Here is an 18,057-nt window from a genome sequence, read left to right as displayed (position 1 = left end):
CCGCTTTAGCTCTCTGTTTGAGCATGATCTTTTTCGGAAAACCGGTGCCCACTTTTCGGGATCATGCTCTAGCCGAACAGCGGCGTGCCCGGCACGAAAGCGTCGAACGCCGCCCAGAACTGCGCGCGGTAGCGGTCCTGCTCCTGCAGGATCTCGTGCTTGGAGCCGGCGATCACGAGGTGCGAGCCGGCGCGCAAGTGATAGGCGAACTCCTCGATCGCAGGCGTCGACACCACGCTGTCGTTGCTCGCCGCCAGCATCAGGATCGGCTGGCGGATCTGCGACGGATAGTAATATTCGCGGAACGTACGCATCGCCTTGAAGGCGGTGTCGGCCCAGGCAATCGTTGGCGCACCGAGGCCGAGCGTGGGGTCTTCTTCCAGGACCGCAGCATTGCGCGCAAAGCGGACGGGATCGCTGGTGAGGGGATTGTTGATGAAAGGCGAAAGCCCGACCAGTTCGTCGCTGCCGCCCGGTACGTAACGTCCGCCCTGGCCGGCGAGCCGCATGATCCGCAGCAGCGCGGTCGGGATGAATGAAGTGCGGCGTCCCGGCAGGTCGATCATCGGTGCCGACAGCACCATGCGATCGAACCAGCGTTTTCCCGCATGCGCGAGGCGCAGCATCACGGCCCCGCCCATCGAATGCGCCAGCGCGAAATAGGGCGGCGGACAATCCGGCAGCACCACCTGCTGCACGAAGGTTTCGACGTCGATCTCGTAATCGGCAAAGTTGCGCACATAGCCTTTGCGTGGATCGCGCAATCGCCGCGAGGAATGGCCCTGCCCGCGCCAATCGATCATCGCCACCGCAAAGCCGCGGTCGCGCAGATCGCGCACGGTCTCGAAATATTTCTCGATCATCTCGCTGCGGCCGGTGAACACGCAGACGGTTCCCTTGCGGCCCGGCGGCGGCGCCCAGCGCGCAAAACGCAATTCGGCGCCATCAGGCGTCTTGATGGTGCCGCTGACGACGTCTTCCGGAACCGGATTGGCTGGAATGGAGACGAGCGTCATGAAGGGGAACCGCTAGGTGAGGGACGGCGGGAATCAAGGCGTGAGCGCCAAAAAGCGACGATATTTCCGCCTCTTGAACGCCTGATAGCCCCACCCATATCATCTTCGTGCAGGCCGCTACCAGTGTTTCGGAACCGGAACATCAGGCTGCACACAGACTAAAGCCCGGCCCGATGGCGGGCGGGTAATCAAATCGGTCGCTCATTGGAGGACTATCATGCGTACCTACGATCTGACCCCGTTCTATCGTTCCACTGTTGGCTTCGACCGTTTTTTCAACCTGCTCGACCAGGCGACTTCGGACGGCAGCCCCGGCTATCCCCCCTACAACATCGAGCGCACCGGCGAGAACGCCTACCGCATCAGCGTTGCGGTTTCCGGCTTCTCCGAGGGTGAGCTTTCGATCGTCGCGAAGGAGAACACGCTGACGATCAAGGGCGAGAAGATCGCCAACGAGAACGGCAAGGACAATTCCAACGTTCTCTATCGCGGCATCGCCTCTCGGGCCTTCGAGCGCGTGTTCCAGCTCGCCGACTTCGTACAGGTGAAGAGCGCTTCGCTTGAGAACGGCCTGCTCCACGTCGACCTCGTTCGCGAGATCCCCGAGGCCAAGAAACCGCGCAGCATTCCGATCACGACCGGCTCCGCCGCGCCGCAGGTCGCCGACGGCTCCAAGGCCGCCGCCTAATCGCGGCAGCAGCTTCGGCAGATATTGGCCGAGCGCAAAACGCCCCGGGAAACCGGGGCGTTTTTGTTTCCCCTCGGTCATTCCGGGATGCGCCGCAAGGCGCAGGCCCGGAATCCATTCAGCCACAGGGCAAGCGGCGAAATGGATTCCGGGTTCGATGCTCACGCATCGCCCCGGAATGACAGGGAAGTCTGCTACTCCAATCCCTGCACCTGCGGCATTTCCTGGGTCGGCAGAATGGTCGGCGCGGCGGGAGGAGCCGGTTTCGCCTCGCCGACGGTCGGGGCGGCAGCCGGCGGAATGGCCTGCTGCGTCTCCGCAGGCCTCTGCTGCACCGCGGCCGATTGCTGGGCCGGTTCCGGCGCGCGCTTTGCTGCCAGCGGGTTCGGCCTTGGCTTCGGCACGGTCCGGCTCGCCACATGCGGAATGGGTGCCGGCGGCCGTGGCACGCTGCTGCGAACAGGGGTTGCCGGCGGCAACGGTCCGGCGGGGCCATAGGCGCCGCTCAGATCGCCTCGGTAATCGTCATCCATCCCGTCGGCCGGAATGAAGCGGATGATGCGTCCGCTGCGCGCGTCGATCACCAGCCTGCCGTCGCTCCCGCCAGGCTCGATCACCGCGATCGTGTAGACCAGCCCGCGTTGCCGCGGGATGCCGAGCGGCAGGAACCCGTTTTCGCGCAGCACGGCGTAGACTTCGATCGGCGGCAGCAGCCCCGGTCCCGGTCCGTAGGCCGGCCCATAACGCGGCGCCGGCACTTCCGGCGGCATCGCCGCATACGGGCCGTCGAAATCGGACACGGTCACGATCGACGGATTTCCGACGTGATTGGGCGCCAGCAACTGCGCATTGGCGGTCGGGGCCGAGAGAACGAGCCCCGCAGACAACACCCATCCCGTAAACAGCTTCATCACCGGTAGCTCCTGTAAGACGCTGGGCGTGGAGCATTTTTGCTCTCTGGTGCCCGCAGGAAACTTCATCGGCAATTCCGGCGGTCCTTGGGCCGGATCACGGCGCGTTTGCTTCAAATCGGGGGCGGCCCTCCCGCCGCGCTCCACGCAAAACTACATGCGGACGAGGACTCTCATGCGCTTGTGTGATAGAAAAAAATTTGGCAAGGTCGGAGTTAGGACAGTATAGCTGTCTTAATCGCGGGGCAGTCCCGGCATAGGGATTGCAACGGAAACTCGGCCCTTCGGGCTCCGAGAATGCTGCGGGCAAGGCCGTTCCTCAGGGACGTTGAACGCTCCTCGCCTGATTTAGGACATTGCGGCTCGCGGAGGACGAGCGGTGGCCCGATGGGTGCCGCAACGCCCAAGGTGCGCCAACGACCATGAGGCCCTTTAGCCTTAATTTGAGAGGAAACATGAGCGGGTCGGAATTCGAGCGCGAAACCATCGTGACAGAAACGCTGTCGGCGACCGCAGCCTCGAAAGCGGACGAACCGGCGCGCGAACACGATTGGCGTCCCAAAGCCGAAGGCATGTACGACCCGAGCCTGGAGAAGGATGCCTGCGGCGTCGGCTTCATCGCCAACATCAAGGGCAAGCCCTCGCACCAGATCGTCTCCGACGCGCTGAACATCCTTTGCAACCTCGAGCACCGCGGCGCCGTCGGCGCCGATCCGCGCGCCGGCGACGGCGCCGGCATCCTGGTGCAGATCCCGCACGCTTTCTTCGCGCGCAAGGCGGCCGAGCTTGGCTTCAAGCTGCCGCAGCCGGGCGACTATGCAATCGGCGCGCTGTTCCTGCCGCGCGACGCCGCCTGGCGCAACGTCATCAAGAGCATCATCGCCGACGAGATCAAGAACGAGGGCTTCAAGCTGCTCGGCTGGCGCGACGTGCCGACCGACAACTCCTCCCTCGGCGTCACCGTGAAGCCGACCGAACCCTATCACCTGCAGGTGTTCATCGGCCGCAATGGCGTCGGCAAGACCGAGGACGAGTTCGAGCGCCGGCTCTACATCCTGCGCAAGTCGATCTCGCAGGCGATCTATCAACGCCGCGATCGCGGCATGGCCGGCTACTACCCGGTCTCATTCTCGTGCCGCACGGTGATCTATAAGGGCATGTTCCTGGCCGATCAGCTCGGCAAGTATTATCCCGACCTGCACGAGGACGACTTCGCGAGCGCGCTGGCGCTGGTGCACCAGCGCTTCTCGACCAACACCTTCCCGGCCTGGTCGCTGGCGCATCCCTATCGCATGATCGCGCATAACGGCGAGATCAACACGCTGCGCGGCAACGTCAACTGGATGGCGGCGCGGCAGGCTTCCGTGCATTCGGAGCTCTACGGCAAGGACATCAGCCGTCTGTGGCCGATTTCCTACGAAGGCCAGAGCGACACCGCCTGCTTCGACAACGCGCTCGAATTCCTGGTGCAGGGCGGCTACTCGCTGCCGCACGCGGTGATGATGATGATTCCGGAAGCGTGGGCCGGCAATCCCTTGATGGATGAAGAGCGCCGCGCCTTCTACGAATATCATGCCGCGATGATGGAGCCGTGGGACGGCCCGGCCGCGATCGCGTTCACCGACGGCCGCAAGATCGGCGCGACCTTGGATCGTAACGGGCTCCGCCCGGCACGCTATCTGGTGACAAAAGACGACCGCATCGTGATGGCGTCCGAAATGGGCGTGCTGAAGATCCCGGAGGATCAGATCGTCACCAAGTGGCGGCTGCAGCCGGGCAAGATGCTGCTCGTCGATCTCGAGCAGGGCCGACTCATTCCCGACGACGAGATCAAGGCCGATCTGGCCAAGAGCCATCCCTATCGCGACTGGCTGGCCCGCACCCAGATGCAGCTCGAAGAGTTGCCGGATGCGCCGACCAAGAGCGTGCGTTCGAACCTGCCGCTGCTCGATCGCCAGCAGGCATTCGGCTACTCGCAGGAAGACATCAACATCCTGATGACGCCGATGGCGGCAACCGGCGAGGAAGCCGCGGGCTCGATGGGCAATGACACGCCGATCTCGGCGCTGTCGGACAAGCCGAAGCCGCTGTTCACCTATTTCAAGCAGAACTTCGCGCAGGTGACGAACCCGCCGATCGACCCGATCCGCGAGGAGCTCGTGATGAGCCTCGTCTCGATCATCGGGCCGCGGCCGAACCTGTTCGACCTGCAAGGTCTCGCCTCCACCAAGCGCCTCGAAGTGCGCCAGCCGATCCTGACCGACGCGGATCTGGAGAAGATCCGCTCGATCTCCGATGTCGCCGAGACGCATTTCAAGTCGCGCACGCTGGACACTACCTTCCACGCCGGCTTCGGCGCGGCCGGCATGGAGCAGGTGCTGGACGAGCTCTGCGCGCGCGCCGAGGGCGCGGTGCGCGAAGGCATCAACATCATCATCCTGTCCGACCGCATGACCGGCACCGACCGGATCCCGATCCCCGCGCTGCTCGCCTGCGCCGCCGTGCATCATCATTTGATCCGCACCGGCTTGCGCACCTCGGTCGGCCTCGTGGTCGAATCCGGCGAGCCGCGCGAAGTGCACCATTTCGCCTGCCTCGCCGGCTACGGCGCGGAGGCGATCAACCCCTATCTCGCATTCGAGACCATCATCGCGATGAAGGACCGCCTGCCGGGCGGGCTCGACGACAAGGAGATCGTCAAGCGCTACATCAAGTCGATCGGCAAGGGCTTGCTCAAGGTGATGTCCAAGATGGGCATCTCGACCTACCAGTCCTATTGCGGCGCGCAGATCTTCGACGCCGTCGGGCTGAAGGCCGATTTCGTCGGCAAGTATTTTGCCGGCACGCACACCCGCATCGAGGGCGTGGGGCTGGGTGAGATCGCCGAGGAAACCGCGCGGCGGCATGGCGATGCGTTTGGCGATGCGCAGGTCTACAAGACCGCGCTCGATGTCGGCGGCGAATATGCCTACCGCACCCGCGGCGAGGATCACGCCTGGACCGCCGAGTCGGTCTCGGCGCTGCAGCACGCGGTGCGCGGCAACTCGCTCGAGCGCTATCGCGCCTTCGCCAAGATCCTGAACGAGCAGCAGGAGCGGCTCTTGACGCTGCGCGGCCTGTTCCGGATCAAGGCTGCCAGCGAAGAAAAACGCAAGCCGGTGAAGCTCGAAGAGGTCGAGCCGGCCAAGGAGATCGTTAAGCGCTTCTCCACGGGCGCAATGTCGTTCGGCTCGATCTCACGCGAGGCGCACACCACGCTCGCGATCGCGATGAACCGGATCGGCGGCAAGTCCAACACCGGCGAAGGCGGCGAGGAATCCGATCGCTTCAAGCCGCTGCCGAATGGCGATTCCATGCGCTCGGCGATCAAGCAGGTCGCCTCGGGCCGCTTCGGCGTGACGACGGAATATCTCGTCAACTCCGACATGATGCAGATCAAGATGGCGCAGGGCGCCAAGCCCGGCGAAGGCGGTCAGTTGCCCGGCCACAAGGTCGACGCGACGATCGCCCGCGTCCGCCATTCGACGCCCGGCGTCGGCCTGATCTCGCCGCCGCCGCATCACGACATCTATTCGATCGAGGATCTGGCGCAGCTCATCTATGACCTGAAGAACGTCAATCCGGACGGTGACGTGTCGGTCAAGCTCGTCTCCGAGATCGGCGTCGGCACGGTTGCCGCCGGTGTCGCGAAGGCGCGCGCCGACCACGTGACGATCGCAGGCTTCGAAGGTGGCACCGGCGCCTCGCCGCTGACCTCGATCAAGCATGCCGGCAGCCCGTGGGAGATCGGGCTCGCCGAAACCCACCAGACGCTGGTGCGCGAGCGGCTGCGCAGCCGCATCTCGGTGCAGGTCGACGGCGGCTTCCGCACCGGGCGCGACGTCGTGATCGGCGCGCTGCTCGGGGCCGACGAGTTCGGCTTCGCCACGGCACCCTTGATCGCGGCCGGCTGCATCATGATGCGCAAGTGCCATCTCAACACCTGCCCGGTCGGCGTCGCGACCCAGGACCCGGTCCTGCGCAAGCGCTTCACCGGCCAGCCCGAGCACGTGATCAACTACTTCTTCTTCGTTGCCGAGGAAGTGCGCGAGATCATGGCTTTGCTCGGCTACAGGAAGTTCGACGAGATGGTCGGCCAGACCCAGATGCTCGACCAGACCTCGCTGGTCGCGCATTGGAAGGCCAAGGGGCTCGATTTCTCGCGGCTGTTCGTGCGGCAGAAGGAAGAGAAGGGCCAGAAGATCTACCGCTCGGAAGCCCAGAACCATCATCTGGAAGCCGTGCTCGACCGTCGCCTGATCGAGAAGGCCCGTGCCGCGCTCGACCGTGGCGCGCCTGTCAGGATCGAGGAGGAGATCAACAACACCGACCGTTCCGCTGGCGCGATGCTGTCGGGCCAGGTGGCGAAGATCTACGGCCACGAAGGACTGCCGCTCGACACCATCCATGTCAGCCTCAAGGGCACCGCGGGCCAGGCGTTCGGCGCGTGGCTTGCCAGGGGCGTCACCTTCGAGCTCGAAGGTGAAGGCAACGACTATGTCGGCAAGGGCCTTTCCGGCGGACGCCTCATCGTCAAGCCGCCGAAGATCTCCGGCATCGTACCGGAGGAGTCGATCATCGTCGGCAACACCGTGATGTACGGCGCGATCGCGGGCGAATGCTACTTCCACGGCATCGCCGGCGAGCGCTTCGCTGTGCGCAACTCGGGCGCGGTCGCGGTCGTCGAGGGCGCCGGCGACCATTGCTGCGAATACATGACCGGCGGCATCGTCGTCGTGCTCGGCAAGACCGGCCGGAACTTCGCGGCGGGCATGTCAGGCGGTATCGCTTATGTCCTGGACGAAGCCGGCGACTTCCCGAAACTGTGCAACCTCTCGATGGTCGAGCTGGAACCGGTGCTGTCGGAAGAGATGATCAACGCTGCCACCTACCACCATGCCGGCGATCTCGAGGCGCATGGGCAGGTCGACGTGTTCCAGAACCTGCTTGATTCCGATGTCGAACGGCTCCATGTGCTGATCACGCGGCACGCCAAGCTGACCGGCTCGAGGAAAGCCGCCGAGATCCTGGCGGACTGGAAGACGTGGCTGCCGAAGTTCCGCAAGGTGATGCCGGTCGAGTACCGTCGCGCACTGAAGGAAATGAAGGCGAACGCCGACGCCGAGCCGAAAATCGCGATCGGAGCGTAATCACGGAAGGTTATAAGACCGCCATTGCGAGCGCGGCGAAGCAATCCATAAACTCGGTCCGCGGACAGGTGGATTGCGTCGTCGCTATCGCTCCTCGCAATGACGAACGAAACAAGACGAACCAGGGTGCAGGGGCCTCAGGCTTAATGGGAAAGATCACAGGTTTCCTCGAGATCGAGCGGCACGACCGCAAGTACACGCCGGTCACCGAGCGGCTGAAGCATTTCCACGAGTTCGTCATTCCGCTCAGCGAGAAGGACCTCCGCGATCAGGCCGCGCGCTGCATGAACTGCGGCATTCCCTATTGCCACGGCACCGGATCGGTTGCGCCGGGCACGCCCGGCTGCCCGGTCAACAACCAGATCCCCGACTGGAACGATCTCGTCTATCAGGGCAACTGGGAAGAAGCCTCGCGCAACCTGCATTCGACCAACAACTTCCCTGAATTCACCGGCCGTATCTGTCCGGCACCGTGCGAGGCTTCCTGCACGCTCAACATCGACGACAACCCGGTCACCATCAAGACCATCGAATGCGCGATCGTCGATCGCGCCTGGGACAATGGCTGGCTCAAGCCGGAGATCCCGGCCGAGAAGACCGGCAAGAAGGTCGCGGTGATCGGCGCCGGCCCGGCGGGCATGGCCTGCGCGCAGCAGCTCGCACGCGCCGGGCACGACGTGCATGTCTATGAGAAGTATGCCAAAGCCGGCGGCCTCCTTCGCTACGGCATTCCCGACTTCAAGATGGAGAAGGACATCATCGACCGCCGCGTCACGCAGATGGAGGCCGAGGGCGTCACCTTCCATTACGGTGCCCAGGTCGGCGGCGACGCCCCCGGCGCGATCGATCCGAGCGATCTGCAGAGCCAGTATGACGCGATCGCCCTGACCGGTGGCGCGGAAGCCCCGCGCGATCTGCCCATCCCCGGCCGCGACCTCGACGGCATCCATTTCGCGATGGACTTCCTGCCGCAGCAGAACCGCCGCGTCTCCGGTGAGCAGCTCAACGGCGTGACCGACATCCTCGCCAAGGACAAGCATGTGGTGGTGATCGGCGGCGGCGACACCGGCTCCGACTGCATCGGCACCTCGCTGCGCCAGGGCGCCAAGTCCGTGACCCAGCTCGAGATCATGACGGCGCCGCCCGAGCGCGAGAACAAGGGCGTGACCTGGCCGAACTGGCCGTTGAAGATGCGGATATCGTCGAGCCAGGCCGAAGGCGCGATCCGCGAATACGCCGTGCTGACCCAGAAATTCGAGGGCACTGGCGGCAAGGTGAAGAAGCTGCACTGCATCAAGGTCGACGACAAGTTCAAGCCGGTGCCCGGCACCGAGTTCGAACTCGACGCCGAGCTGGTGCTGCTGGCGATGGGCTTCGTGCATCCCGTACACGATGGCCTGTTGAAGCAGCTCTCGGTCGAGCTCGACCAGCGCGGCAACGTCCGCGCCAATACGAGCGACTACCAGACCTCGTTGCCCAACGTCTTCTCCGCCGGCGACATGCGCCGCGGCCAGTCGCTGGTGGTCTGGGCCATCCGCGAAGGCCGCCTCTGCGCACGCGCGATCGACACGTTCCTGATGGGCAAGACGGATCTGCCGCGATAAGGCGCCGCCTAGTTCTGCACCCTGACCCCCAGCAGCATGACCGTCGACTGCGAGCTCGATCCTGGCGAGCTCGAGTCCAATATGTCGTGGCGGACGGTGCCCTTGATCCAGAGGCTGCGGGTCATCTTGTAGATGAGATCGCCTGACAGCGAGTAGATCTTGTCCAGGCGGTTGTCGCCCTGATAGTCGAGCGTGCCGTAGGTGAACCTGCCGATCGCGGTCAGCCAGCGGCGAAAGTCGTGATCGACCTCGACAGTGTAGGTGCGCGCCAGCACGCCTGATGTGCCCGGCAGCGTGGTCTCGGCGAGCTGGGTGTCGGAGTAGAATTTCGCCGTCGTCAACGGCGTCGCGGTCCAGGTCAGCGATGCCGTGGTGAGCAGGCCGTCCAGCCGGTTCAGCCGCGGATCCTGATAGTCGCGTGCGGCGTAGCCGATCGAGACTTCGCCGAACAACAGCCGCGAGAACTCGAAGGACGAGCCGGCCTTTGCATAGCCGCCCGCGGAATCGCGTGCGAAGCCCGAGCGGTCGAGCCGCAGATCATGGACGCGGCTGTCGCCCTGGATTTCCACGAACGGCTTCACCGCGGGGTTGACTTCGTAGCTGACGCGCGCGACGCCGCCATACTGGCTGAAGTTGCGGTCGTCGTTCGAACTGAACGAGCCGTCGGTGAGCCTGGACCATTGGTAATCGGTGCGGTCGACGGTGGCGCCGGCGGAGACCTGCAGACGGTTGAAATTCTGATCGACGCCGAAGGTGCCGCCGAGCGTGGTGTAGATCGGATATCTGGCGAGGCCGGCCGGCACGTTCGGGCTGCCGGGGATGTCGGTGGAGACGAGCAGCCGCGCCTGCCCCAGCAGCCTTGTGTCACGGGTGACGTCGAGCCGCCCATCGATATGGCCGATGAAGTTGGGGCGATCGATATCGAGCGGCGCGGAGAGCGCTGTGCCGTCGGCATTCGGCGTCAGGTTTTGGGTGTAGCCGGTGAAGGAGCCGCGCAGGTCCGCGACCAGCGCGTGGCGCTCCCAGTTGGACACCGCCAGGAATTCCGGGGCGATCACATACGTCGGCGAGCCCCGCTGCACCGACAGCCGGCCGGGATTGGTTTCATAGCCGGCGCTAAGTTCGACCGCGGACTTGATCAGGAAGCTGCCGGCATAGTCGCCGACCGCGCCGAACGGATCGTCGTCGATCCTGAGCCGCTTGCGCGGCGGCTGGCCCACCACATTGCCAGCCATCGCCGGCGGCACCGGCGGCTTGTTGGCGGTGTCCGAGGGCGGGATCGACAGGCGCAACTGTCCGGCCAAATTCCTCGGCGGTGGCGCGGGTGGCGGCGTCCCGGGGCCGGGCGGCGGTTTCGGCCTCGCCTGCGCCGGATAATATTTCGGCTGCTGGCGCTTGCGGTTGAGCGAGTCATAGCCGGAGGTCGAGGCGCCGTTCGCAGCCGGCAGGCCGTAAGACGGCACCTGGCCAATGCGCGACGGCGCGCGGCCATCGCGATCCCGGTCACGCAATCGAGCATCGTTGAGCGGATCGGCCAGCTCAGCCGCGGTCCTGCGCAGGGGCGAATCAGGCGGCGCTACCTGAGTAGTGCGCGACGGGCTGAACAGGTCCGGCGTGACCGTCTGGGCCTGCGCGAAGGGGCCGCTCAGCGCGAGCGCAGCAAGGCATACAGGCGTGCGCAAATAGCGCGCGCGCCCAGCCCGGCCCCATGCTCGCCCTCGTCCCACGATAGAAATACCTCAACAAATTCCTTGACTTACACGGCAAACGCGGAACGGGGCCGAGAACGTCCTTAATGGAGTTAAAACAATTATGGTTAATGGCTCGTTGAGAGCGGCTGGCTGCGTCGCCTCCCGCGGCCGGCCGTGCTAAGGGAGGCGCTCTGGGCGCACCGCCCCTCCTCCCTGGAAACAGACTCTCTGGAAAGAGACATGGCCAAGCCCAAACCGCTGATGCCGAAATCGTCGGACACCGAGCCCGCTGACGCCGCCGTGCAATCGGCGCTGCGGACGCTGGAGGCGGAAGCAAGCGGTGTCGCCGCGATCGACGCCGCGCTCCGCTCCGACCTCGGCGCGCCCTTTGCCGCTGCGGCGGAGATGATCCGCAACGCCAAGGGACGGCTGATCGTCACCGGGCTCGGCAAGTCCGGCCATATCGGCCGCAAGGTCGCGGCGACCTTTGCCTCCACCGGCACGCCGGCATTCTTCGTCCATGCTGCCGAAGCGAGCCATGGCGACCTGGGCATGATCACCGCCGACGACGTCATCCTGGCGCTGTCATGGTCCGGCGAGCAGCCGGAGATGAAGAACCTGATCTCTTACGCCGCGCGCTTCGGCATTCCCGTGATCGCGATGACAGCGGAAAAGGGCTCGAGCCTGAGCAAGGCCGCCGATATCGCGCTGACGCTGCCGAAGGCGCGCGAGGCCTGTCCGCACAATCTGGCGCCGACCACCTCCTCGCTGATGATGCTGGCGCTCGGCGATGCGCTGGCGATCGCGCTCCTGGAAGGCCGTGGCTTCACCTCAACCGATTTCAGCGTGCTGCATCCCGGCGGCAAGCTGGGGGCGATGCTGAAATATACCCGCGATCTCATGCATGCCGGCGAGGCCGTGCCGCTGAAGCCGCTCGGCACCAGGATGTCGGACGCGCTGGTCGAGATGACCTCGAAGGGTTTCGGGTGCGTCGGCATCGTCGACCGCCGCAGCCATCTCGTCGGCATCGTCACCGACGGCGACCTCCGCCGCCACATGCGTTCCGACCTGATGACCGCCGTCGTCGACGACGTCATGACCAAGAATCCGAAGACCATCGGCCGCGACACGCTGGCCGGCGAAGCGCTGGAATTGCTGAACGCCTCGAAGGTCACCGCGCTGATCGTCGTCGACGCCGGCAAGCCGGTCGGCATCGTGCATTTCCACGACTTCCTGCGCGCGGGCGTAGCGTAGGCTCGCATTGGGAGCGTGTAGGATGGGTAGAGCGCAGCGAAACCCATCGCGATGAAGCAAGCGGCGCGAATGATGCGCTCTACCCATCCTACGACTGTCAGACCCTCGCCCTTCGAGACGACCGCTACGCGGTCTCCTCAAGGTGAGGAGATAGGCTGTAGGGTGGGCAAAGCGAAGCGTGCCCACCATCCAAAGCCGTGCTCATGGTGGTGGGCTTCGCTTTGCCCACCCTACAGCGTCGTCGCGACTTATGATTCAATTGTCAAACAGCGGAGCGGATGTGCGTTCGCATTCTCGCGGCGCGTTGCGCCCGAGCTTTGCGTCACTTTCCACCCTCCTCGATAGCAGAGGGCGCAGGGAAAGCCGGGTGCCGGTTGCACCCATGGGTCCCGTGCAACAAAAAGCACGGGGTAGGACCACAGGTTCAACCGAAGCATTCCGGCTTTCCCTGCGCGATGGTGTTACGGCTTACTTCGTGCTCTCCCCGGTGACCGGGCTTTCTTGCCACCGTCGCCTCTCGCGCAAACTTGTTTGCGCGAAAAACTTAGCGCCAGCGTCGGGGCGCCAGGACCACACGACTTCGCCGTCCACGCGCGCCACGCTCGTCAGTCGTGACACCCGCGTCCACCGCATCTCACCGCAACGTTCGTGACGATCGCGACCCGCCCCTCATCTTGGGTAAGACGCGCGGAGTTAAATCACTGATTTGCCCGACGGGTTAAGCGATTTATTTTCGCGTGACGATCTGGACAGACTTTCGGTGATTTGCCCGTCGGGTTGTTATGTCGCACCCAAAGCATCCACATCGTCATTGCGAGCGGAGCGAAGCAATCCATAGCGCCGCTTGTGGAGGCATGGATTGCTTCGCGGAGCCTGTCATCGGGCGCGCGTTCGCGCGACCGTTGGCTCGCAATGACGGGGACAGTCATTCCGGGGCGATGCGAAGCATCGAGCCCGGAATCCATTACTCCGCGACACTCGTGGCCCGATGGATTCCGGGCTCGCGCCAAGGGGCGCGCCCCGGAATGACGAAGGGTGGTGACACCGTCTTGTCCGCAACGACGCCGTCGTTATTGCGGAAACCGCGCGGCCTTCGCCTCCAGCGGCAACGACAGGCCGTTCGCGATGTAGGAGACCGTGCGATAGAAGCCGCAGAGCAGCATGATCTCCAGTATCTTTGCGTCATCATAATGCGCCGACAGCGCCGCGAATTCGGCGTCGCCCAGCGTTGCGCGGTGATGCAGCGCGTCGACGGCGGCGATCAGCGCCTGCTCGGTCGGCGACCAGCAGGGATCATCGGCCTCGCCGTGCACGGTGGCGCGGACCTGCGGTTCGGTCAGCGATGCGGCGTCGGCGAAGGTTGCGATATGGACGCCCCATTCATATTCGCAGCCGGTCAGCGCGCAGGTGCGGTCGATGACGATCTCGCGCTCCCGCAAGCTCAGTGGACCGCGATCCAAGAGGCTGCCGGCGGTGAATTTCTGCCAGGCGCGGTCCTGGCTTGCGATCACACGAAACAACAGAAGCGGCGGCGCGCCGCGCATGATGCGGTCGAACTGCTCCTTCAGTTCGACCGCATAGGGCGGCTCGAGCGGGGCGATCCGTGACATGGCCGGCTCCTCTGCTACAATAAACGTAGCAACACGCTACAATATCTGTAGCAAGACGCAAGCAGGAAACAGCGATGCCGAAGTCCCCCTCAGTCGCCGGAAAGCGCTCGGTCCGCGGCTCCCGAACCGGCCGGCCGATCATGGCGCTGCTCGACCTGTTGGGCCGGCGCTGGACCTTGCGGATCATCTGGGAATTGCGTGACGGCGCCCTCACCTCACGCGCCTTGCGCGAGGTCTGCGACCAGGCGTCCCCGACCATCCTGCAGACACGGCTGACCGAATTGCGCGAGGCCGGATTTGTCGAACTCGCTTCGGGCGAAGGGTACACTCTCACTGCGCTCGGACGAGAGCTGTTCGAAACTTTCCTGCCGCTGCACCGCTTCGCCGAGCAGTGGACCAAGCGCCAAGGGTGAATCGACGGTCAGTGCCGCACGCTCGGAAACATCCCCTCCGAAGGGAGAGGTGAAGAGACCGAGCTACGCCGCCGCCACCGTCAGGCTGGCGCCGTCGGCGCGGATCACCTTGACGCGGCTGCCGGCCGGGGCGTCGGGGCCGGCGACGCGCCAGATCGTGTCATCGATCCGCACCGTGCCTGAGCCGTCGATGATCGGCTTCTCCAGCGTGAACTCGCGGCCGATCAGGGCTTCGGTGCGCCGGTTGAGGAACGGGCTGCTCGCGCTTGCCGAGGTCCCGCTCTTGGCAAAGTGCCGCCATGCCGGCACAGCGGCGACCGCGAACGCGGCGAACATCAGGAACTGCGTCTGCCAAACCGGATTGATGACGAACGACACCAGCCCGACCAGGAGCGCTGACAGCCCGAGCCAGAACAGGAATACGCCGGGCGCCGCCAACTCCAGCGCCATCAGGATGAAGCCGAAGATCAGCCAGTTCCAGGTACCCAGTGTCGAAAACATCTCGGTCATGACACGATCTCTAATTCCGCAGGCGCAATGCTAGCACGCCCTCATCGCTGCGGCGCGACCGGGGACGGGGTTGGCCCAGTCGGCGGCACCGAGGAGCGGCGCGCGGCGGCGGCTGCCGAAGCTGTGCTTTCACCGAAGGTGGCGCGTGCGATCTCGCCGATGCCGGCAAGCGAGCCCAGCACGCTCGTTGCCTCGATCGGCAGCATCACGATCTTCTGGTTCGGCGAATCAGCCAATTGCCCGAACGCCTTGATGTACTTGTCGGCGATGAAATAGTTGAGTGCGGCGACGTCGCCCCTGGCGATCGCTTCGGACACCATCTGCGTTGCCTTCGCCTCAGCCTCCGCCAGGCGCTCGCGCGCTTCGGCGTCGCGGAAGGCGGCTTCGCGGCGGCCTTCGGCCTGCAGGATCTGTCCCTGCTTGGCGCCCTCGGCGCGCAGGATTTCCGATTGCCGCTGGCCTTCCGCTTGCAGGATGTCGGCGCGCTTGACGCGCTCGGCCTTCATCTGCCGGCCCATCGCCTCCACGAGGTCCGCCGGCGGCACGATGTCCTTGATCTCGATGCGGTTGACCTTGACGCCCCAGGGCGAGACCGCGGCGTCGACGACGCGCAAGAGCCGCTCGTTGATCTCGTCGCGATGCGACAGCACCTGGTCGAGGTCCATCGAACCCATCACCGAGCGGATGTTGGTCATGGTCAGCACCGTGATCGCCTGGTGCAAATTGGCGACCTCGTAGCTCGCCTTCGCGGCGTCGAACACCTGGAAGAAGGCAACGCCATCAGCGGTGACGGTGGCGTTGTCCTTGGTGATCACCTCCTGCTCCGGGATTTCGATCACCTGCTCCATCATGTTTATCTTGCGCCCGATGCGATCGAAATAGGGCACGATGAGATTGAGGCCGGGGAGCAACGTGCGGGTGTATTTGCCGAAGCGCTCGATGGTCCAGCCGTAGCCCTGCGGGACGGTCTTGACGCCGGCGAACAGCGTGACGATGACGAGCAGAACAAGGGCGATGGCGAAAATGTCGAAACCACTCATAAAGTCCTCCAAGACCGGCGAAAGCCGGCGCGGCCCTGCATTTGGTCTGCAAAACCGCGGCGCCGGTTCAGCCGGCTGTTGGTTGACACATAGTTAAGGAGCGGTTCGCGAGGCTGCCAGATATAGCCTGTGAACGTAAATGATGTGTGGGCCCGTCACGCGGATGCGCGTTTCCGTAGCCCGGGTGAAGCGAACGCGTAACCCGGGACATCTGCATCCGCGTTTGCGACTGGCCCCGGGTTGCGTGGAGCCTGTCATCGGGCGCGCGTTCGCGCGACCCGTTGGCTCCACCCGGGCTACGGGGCTACGCGCCGACGTCAGATCCAGCCCTGAAGTTCGCGCAGCACGAGCTGGCGGATCACGTCCATGCCGGGCTCGCTGTCGTTCAGGCAGGGAATCGCCGCAAACTGCTCGCCGCCGTTTTGCTTAAAGATGTGCGCGTTCTCCTGCGCGATCTCTTCCAGAGTCTCCAGGCAGTCGGCGGAGAAGCCGGGCGTGACGACGGCAATTCGCCGCACGCCATCCTTGGCGAGCTTTTCGACGGTCTTGTCGGTATAGGGCTGCAGCCACACATCGTTGCCGAAGCGCGACTGGAAGGTGAGCATCAGCCGGGAGGCATCGAGCCCGAGGCGATTGCGCAGGCTTTCCGTCGTTGCGACGCACTGGGAGAAATAAGGATCGCCCTGGTCGACATATTTCTGCGGCATGCCGTGGAAGGACGCCAGGATCAATTCCGGCTCGAACGGCAGCGTCGCCAGATGCGCGTTGATCGAAACCGCCAGCGCATCGATATAGACGGGATCGTCATAGTACGGCGAGGACACCCGCAAGGTCGGCTGCGCGCGCAAACTTGAGAGCACCCGGAACGCTTCGTCGCAGACGGTCGCCGATGTCGCGGCGGAATATTGCGGATAGAGCGGCACCACCAACAGCCGGTTGCAGCCCCGCGCCGTCAGGGCCTCGATCCCCGCCCGGATCGAGGGATTGCCATAGCGCATCGCCCAATCGACCACGACATGGTCTTCCCCGATCGCCGCCGCAAGCTTCTCGGCCTGCGAGCGTGTGATCGTCTTCAGCGGCGACTCGTCCTTCTCGGTATTCCAGATCTTGCGGTAGTCGAGCGCCTTGGTGCGCGGCCGCGTGCGCAGGATGATGCCGTTGAGGATCAGCTTCCACAGCAGCCCCTGATCCTCGATCACGCGCGGGTCGGAGAGGAATTCCTTCAAATATACCCGCACGCCCGGGGCGTCGGCGGTGTCGGGCGTGCCGAGGTTGACCAGCAGCACGCCGATGCGATCCGGCTGGGCTTGCGCTGCCGGCATCGCGTTTCCGACTGGGACGGCCACGGTCATGACCGCCGTGGCTTCGCGCGTTGCCCCATTCTTGTCAAGACAACCGAGCGTTAGATCCTGATCCGAAATCGGATCAGGATCTAATCTCTCTGTTTGAGCATGATCTTTTCGGAAAACCGGTTTCCACTTTTCCGGATCATGCTCTCTAGCTAGGCTCTCGGCGCAATGCGGGGAGGAACCATGACGGTTGCCGAATGGTGCGTGTTCGGAACGCTGATGCTGTATTTGTTGACGATCGCAGCCGCCAAGTGGACCGCGAGCGGCCGTTTCGACAATTCCAACCCGCGCGATCCCGCCTTCTACGACGACCCGATCCGGGCCCGCGCGCTCGGCGCCCACCAGAACGGGATCGAGGCGTTTCCGTTCTTTGCCTTCGCGGTGCTGCTCGCTGAATTCCGCGTCGGACCCTTGCGGCTGATCGATGAGCTCGCGGTGCTGTTCCTGATCGTGCGGATCGCCTACGTCTTCACCTATCTCGGCAACCGCCCGACCCTGCGCTCGATCCTCTGGACCATCGGCTTCACGATCAATGTCGCGATCTTCTTCCTGCCGATGATAAGGGGGTCTTTGAGGGTCTGAGTTCTCCCTCTCCCCGTTCTTACGGGGAGAGGATTGGGGTGAGGGGCTGTCTCCGCGAAAAAAGTAGAAGTTGTATTCGCGGAGAGAGCCCCTCACCCGGCGCTACGCGCCGACCTCTCCCCGCGCGCCGCTGTCATATTCGCACATCTTGCGAAGGAATTTGATCGCTGATTCCGTGAGTTGAACGATGATTCGCGGGA

Annotated in this window: 13 protein-coding genes; 6 read left to right on the top strand and 7 right to left on the bottom strand. The window is 64.4% G+C overall.

The features are described 5' to 3' along the window. Positions 1–68: 68 nt before the first annotated feature. A complete protein-coding gene (locus OZ411_RS17650; RefSeq protein ID WP_282528973.1) occupies positions 69–1,016 on the bottom strand; it encodes an alpha/beta hydrolase in 948 nt (315 codons plus the stop codon). 217 nt (positions 1,017–1,233) lie between these two features. On the opposite strand from OZ411_RS17650, the gene OZ411_RS17645 reads away from it, so the two are divergent. Next, on the top strand, positions 1,234–1,704 hold the full coding sequence (locus tag OZ411_RS17645) for an Hsp20 family protein (RefSeq protein WP_130580964.1): 471 nt from the start codon (positions 1,234–1,236) through the stop codon (positions 1,702–1,704). Positions 1,705–1,898: 194 nt separating this feature from the next. Here OZ411_RS17645 and OZ411_RS17640 read toward each other — a convergent pair whose 3' ends face one another. Next, positions 1,899–2,615, bottom strand: coding sequence for a hypothetical protein (locus tag OZ411_RS17640; protein ID WP_282528972.1), 717 nt, complete (start codon positions 2,613–2,615; stop codon positions 1,899–1,901). Positions 2,616–3,070: 455 nt separating this feature from the next. Between OZ411_RS17640 and gltB the strand changes: the two genes are divergently transcribed. Together gltB and OZ411_RS17630 are read left to right on the top strand one after the other, a co-directional pair. Then, positions 3,071–7,804 carry a glutamate synthase large subunit gene (gene gltB / locus OZ411_RS17635; RefSeq protein WP_282528971.1) on the top strand — a complete coding sequence of 1,578 codons (4,734 nt, stop codon included), beginning with the start codon at positions 3,071–3,073 and terminating at the stop codon, positions 7,802–7,804. Positions 7,805–7,950: 146 nt separating this feature from the next. After that, positions 7,951–9,408, top strand: coding sequence for a glutamate synthase subunit beta (locus OZ411_RS17630; RefSeq protein WP_282528970.1), 1,458 nt, complete (start codon positions 7,951–7,953; stop codon positions 9,406–9,408). A gap of 8 nt (positions 9,409–9,416) precedes the next feature. Here the strand turns inward: OZ411_RS17630 and OZ411_RS17625 are convergent, their stop codons facing one another. After that, positions 9,417–11,090, bottom strand: a complete 1,674-nt coding sequence (locus OZ411_RS17625; protein WP_282528969.1) for an outer membrane beta-barrel protein — start codon at positions 11,088–11,090, stop codon at positions 9,417–9,419. A gap of 249 nt (positions 11,091–11,339) precedes the next feature. Here OZ411_RS17625 and OZ411_RS17620 point away from each other — a divergent pair, with 249 nt between their 5' ends. Continuing rightward, positions 11,340–12,353 (top strand): KpsF/GutQ family sugar-phosphate isomerase, encoded by a 1,014-nt coding sequence (locus OZ411_RS17620; RefSeq protein WP_282528968.1) that lies wholly within the window; start codon positions 11,340–11,342, stop codon positions 12,351–12,353. A gap of 1,070 nt (positions 12,354–13,423) precedes the next feature. On the opposite strand, the gene OZ411_RS17615 is transcribed toward OZ411_RS17620, so the two are convergent. Further along, a complete protein-coding gene (locus OZ411_RS17615; protein WP_282528967.1) occupies positions 13,424–13,963 on the bottom strand; it encodes a carboxymuconolactone decarboxylase family protein in 540 nt (179 codons plus the stop codon). 74 nt (positions 13,964–14,037) lie between these two features. On the opposite strand from OZ411_RS17615, the gene OZ411_RS17610 reads away from it, so the two are divergent. Further along, a complete protein-coding gene (locus OZ411_RS17610; RefSeq protein ID WP_130578706.1) occupies positions 14,038–14,376 on the top strand; it encodes a helix-turn-helix domain-containing protein in 339 nt (112 codons plus the stop codon). A gap of 63 nt (positions 14,377–14,439) precedes the next feature. On the opposite strand, the gene OZ411_RS17605 is transcribed toward OZ411_RS17610, so the two are convergent. From OZ411_RS17605 to hemH, 3 genes are all read right to left on the bottom strand, one after another. Beyond that, a complete protein-coding gene (locus OZ411_RS17605; protein WP_282528966.1) occupies positions 14,440–14,886 on the bottom strand; it encodes an NfeD family protein in 447 nt (148 codons plus the stop codon). 41 nt (positions 14,887–14,927) lie between these two features. After that, positions 14,928–15,926, bottom strand: coding sequence for an SPFH domain-containing protein (locus tag OZ411_RS17600; protein ID WP_282528965.1), 999 nt, complete (start codon positions 15,924–15,926; stop codon positions 14,928–14,930). A 317-nt stretch (positions 15,927–16,243) separates the two neighbouring features. Then, a complete protein-coding gene (gene hemH, locus OZ411_RS17595) occupies positions 16,244–17,278 on the bottom strand; it encodes a ferrochelatase (RefSeq protein ID WP_282528964.1) in 1,035 nt (344 codons plus the stop codon). A 180-nt stretch (positions 17,279–17,458) separates the two neighbouring features. Between hemH and OZ411_RS17590 the strand changes: the two genes are divergently transcribed. Further along, positions 17,459–17,857 (top strand): MAPEG family protein, encoded by a 399-nt coding sequence (locus OZ411_RS17590; RefSeq protein WP_282528963.1) that lies wholly within the window; start codon positions 17,459–17,461, stop codon positions 17,855–17,857. The last annotated feature ends 200 nt before the right edge of the window (positions 17,858–18,057 follow it).

Source organism: Bradyrhizobium sp. Arg237L, from assembly GCF_029990105.1.
GTDB lineage: Bacteria > Pseudomonadota > Alphaproteobacteria > Rhizobiales > Xanthobacteraceae > Bradyrhizobium.
Note: the sequence above shows the minus strand (reverse complement) of the source record. Positions and strands in the feature narration are given on the sequence as shown.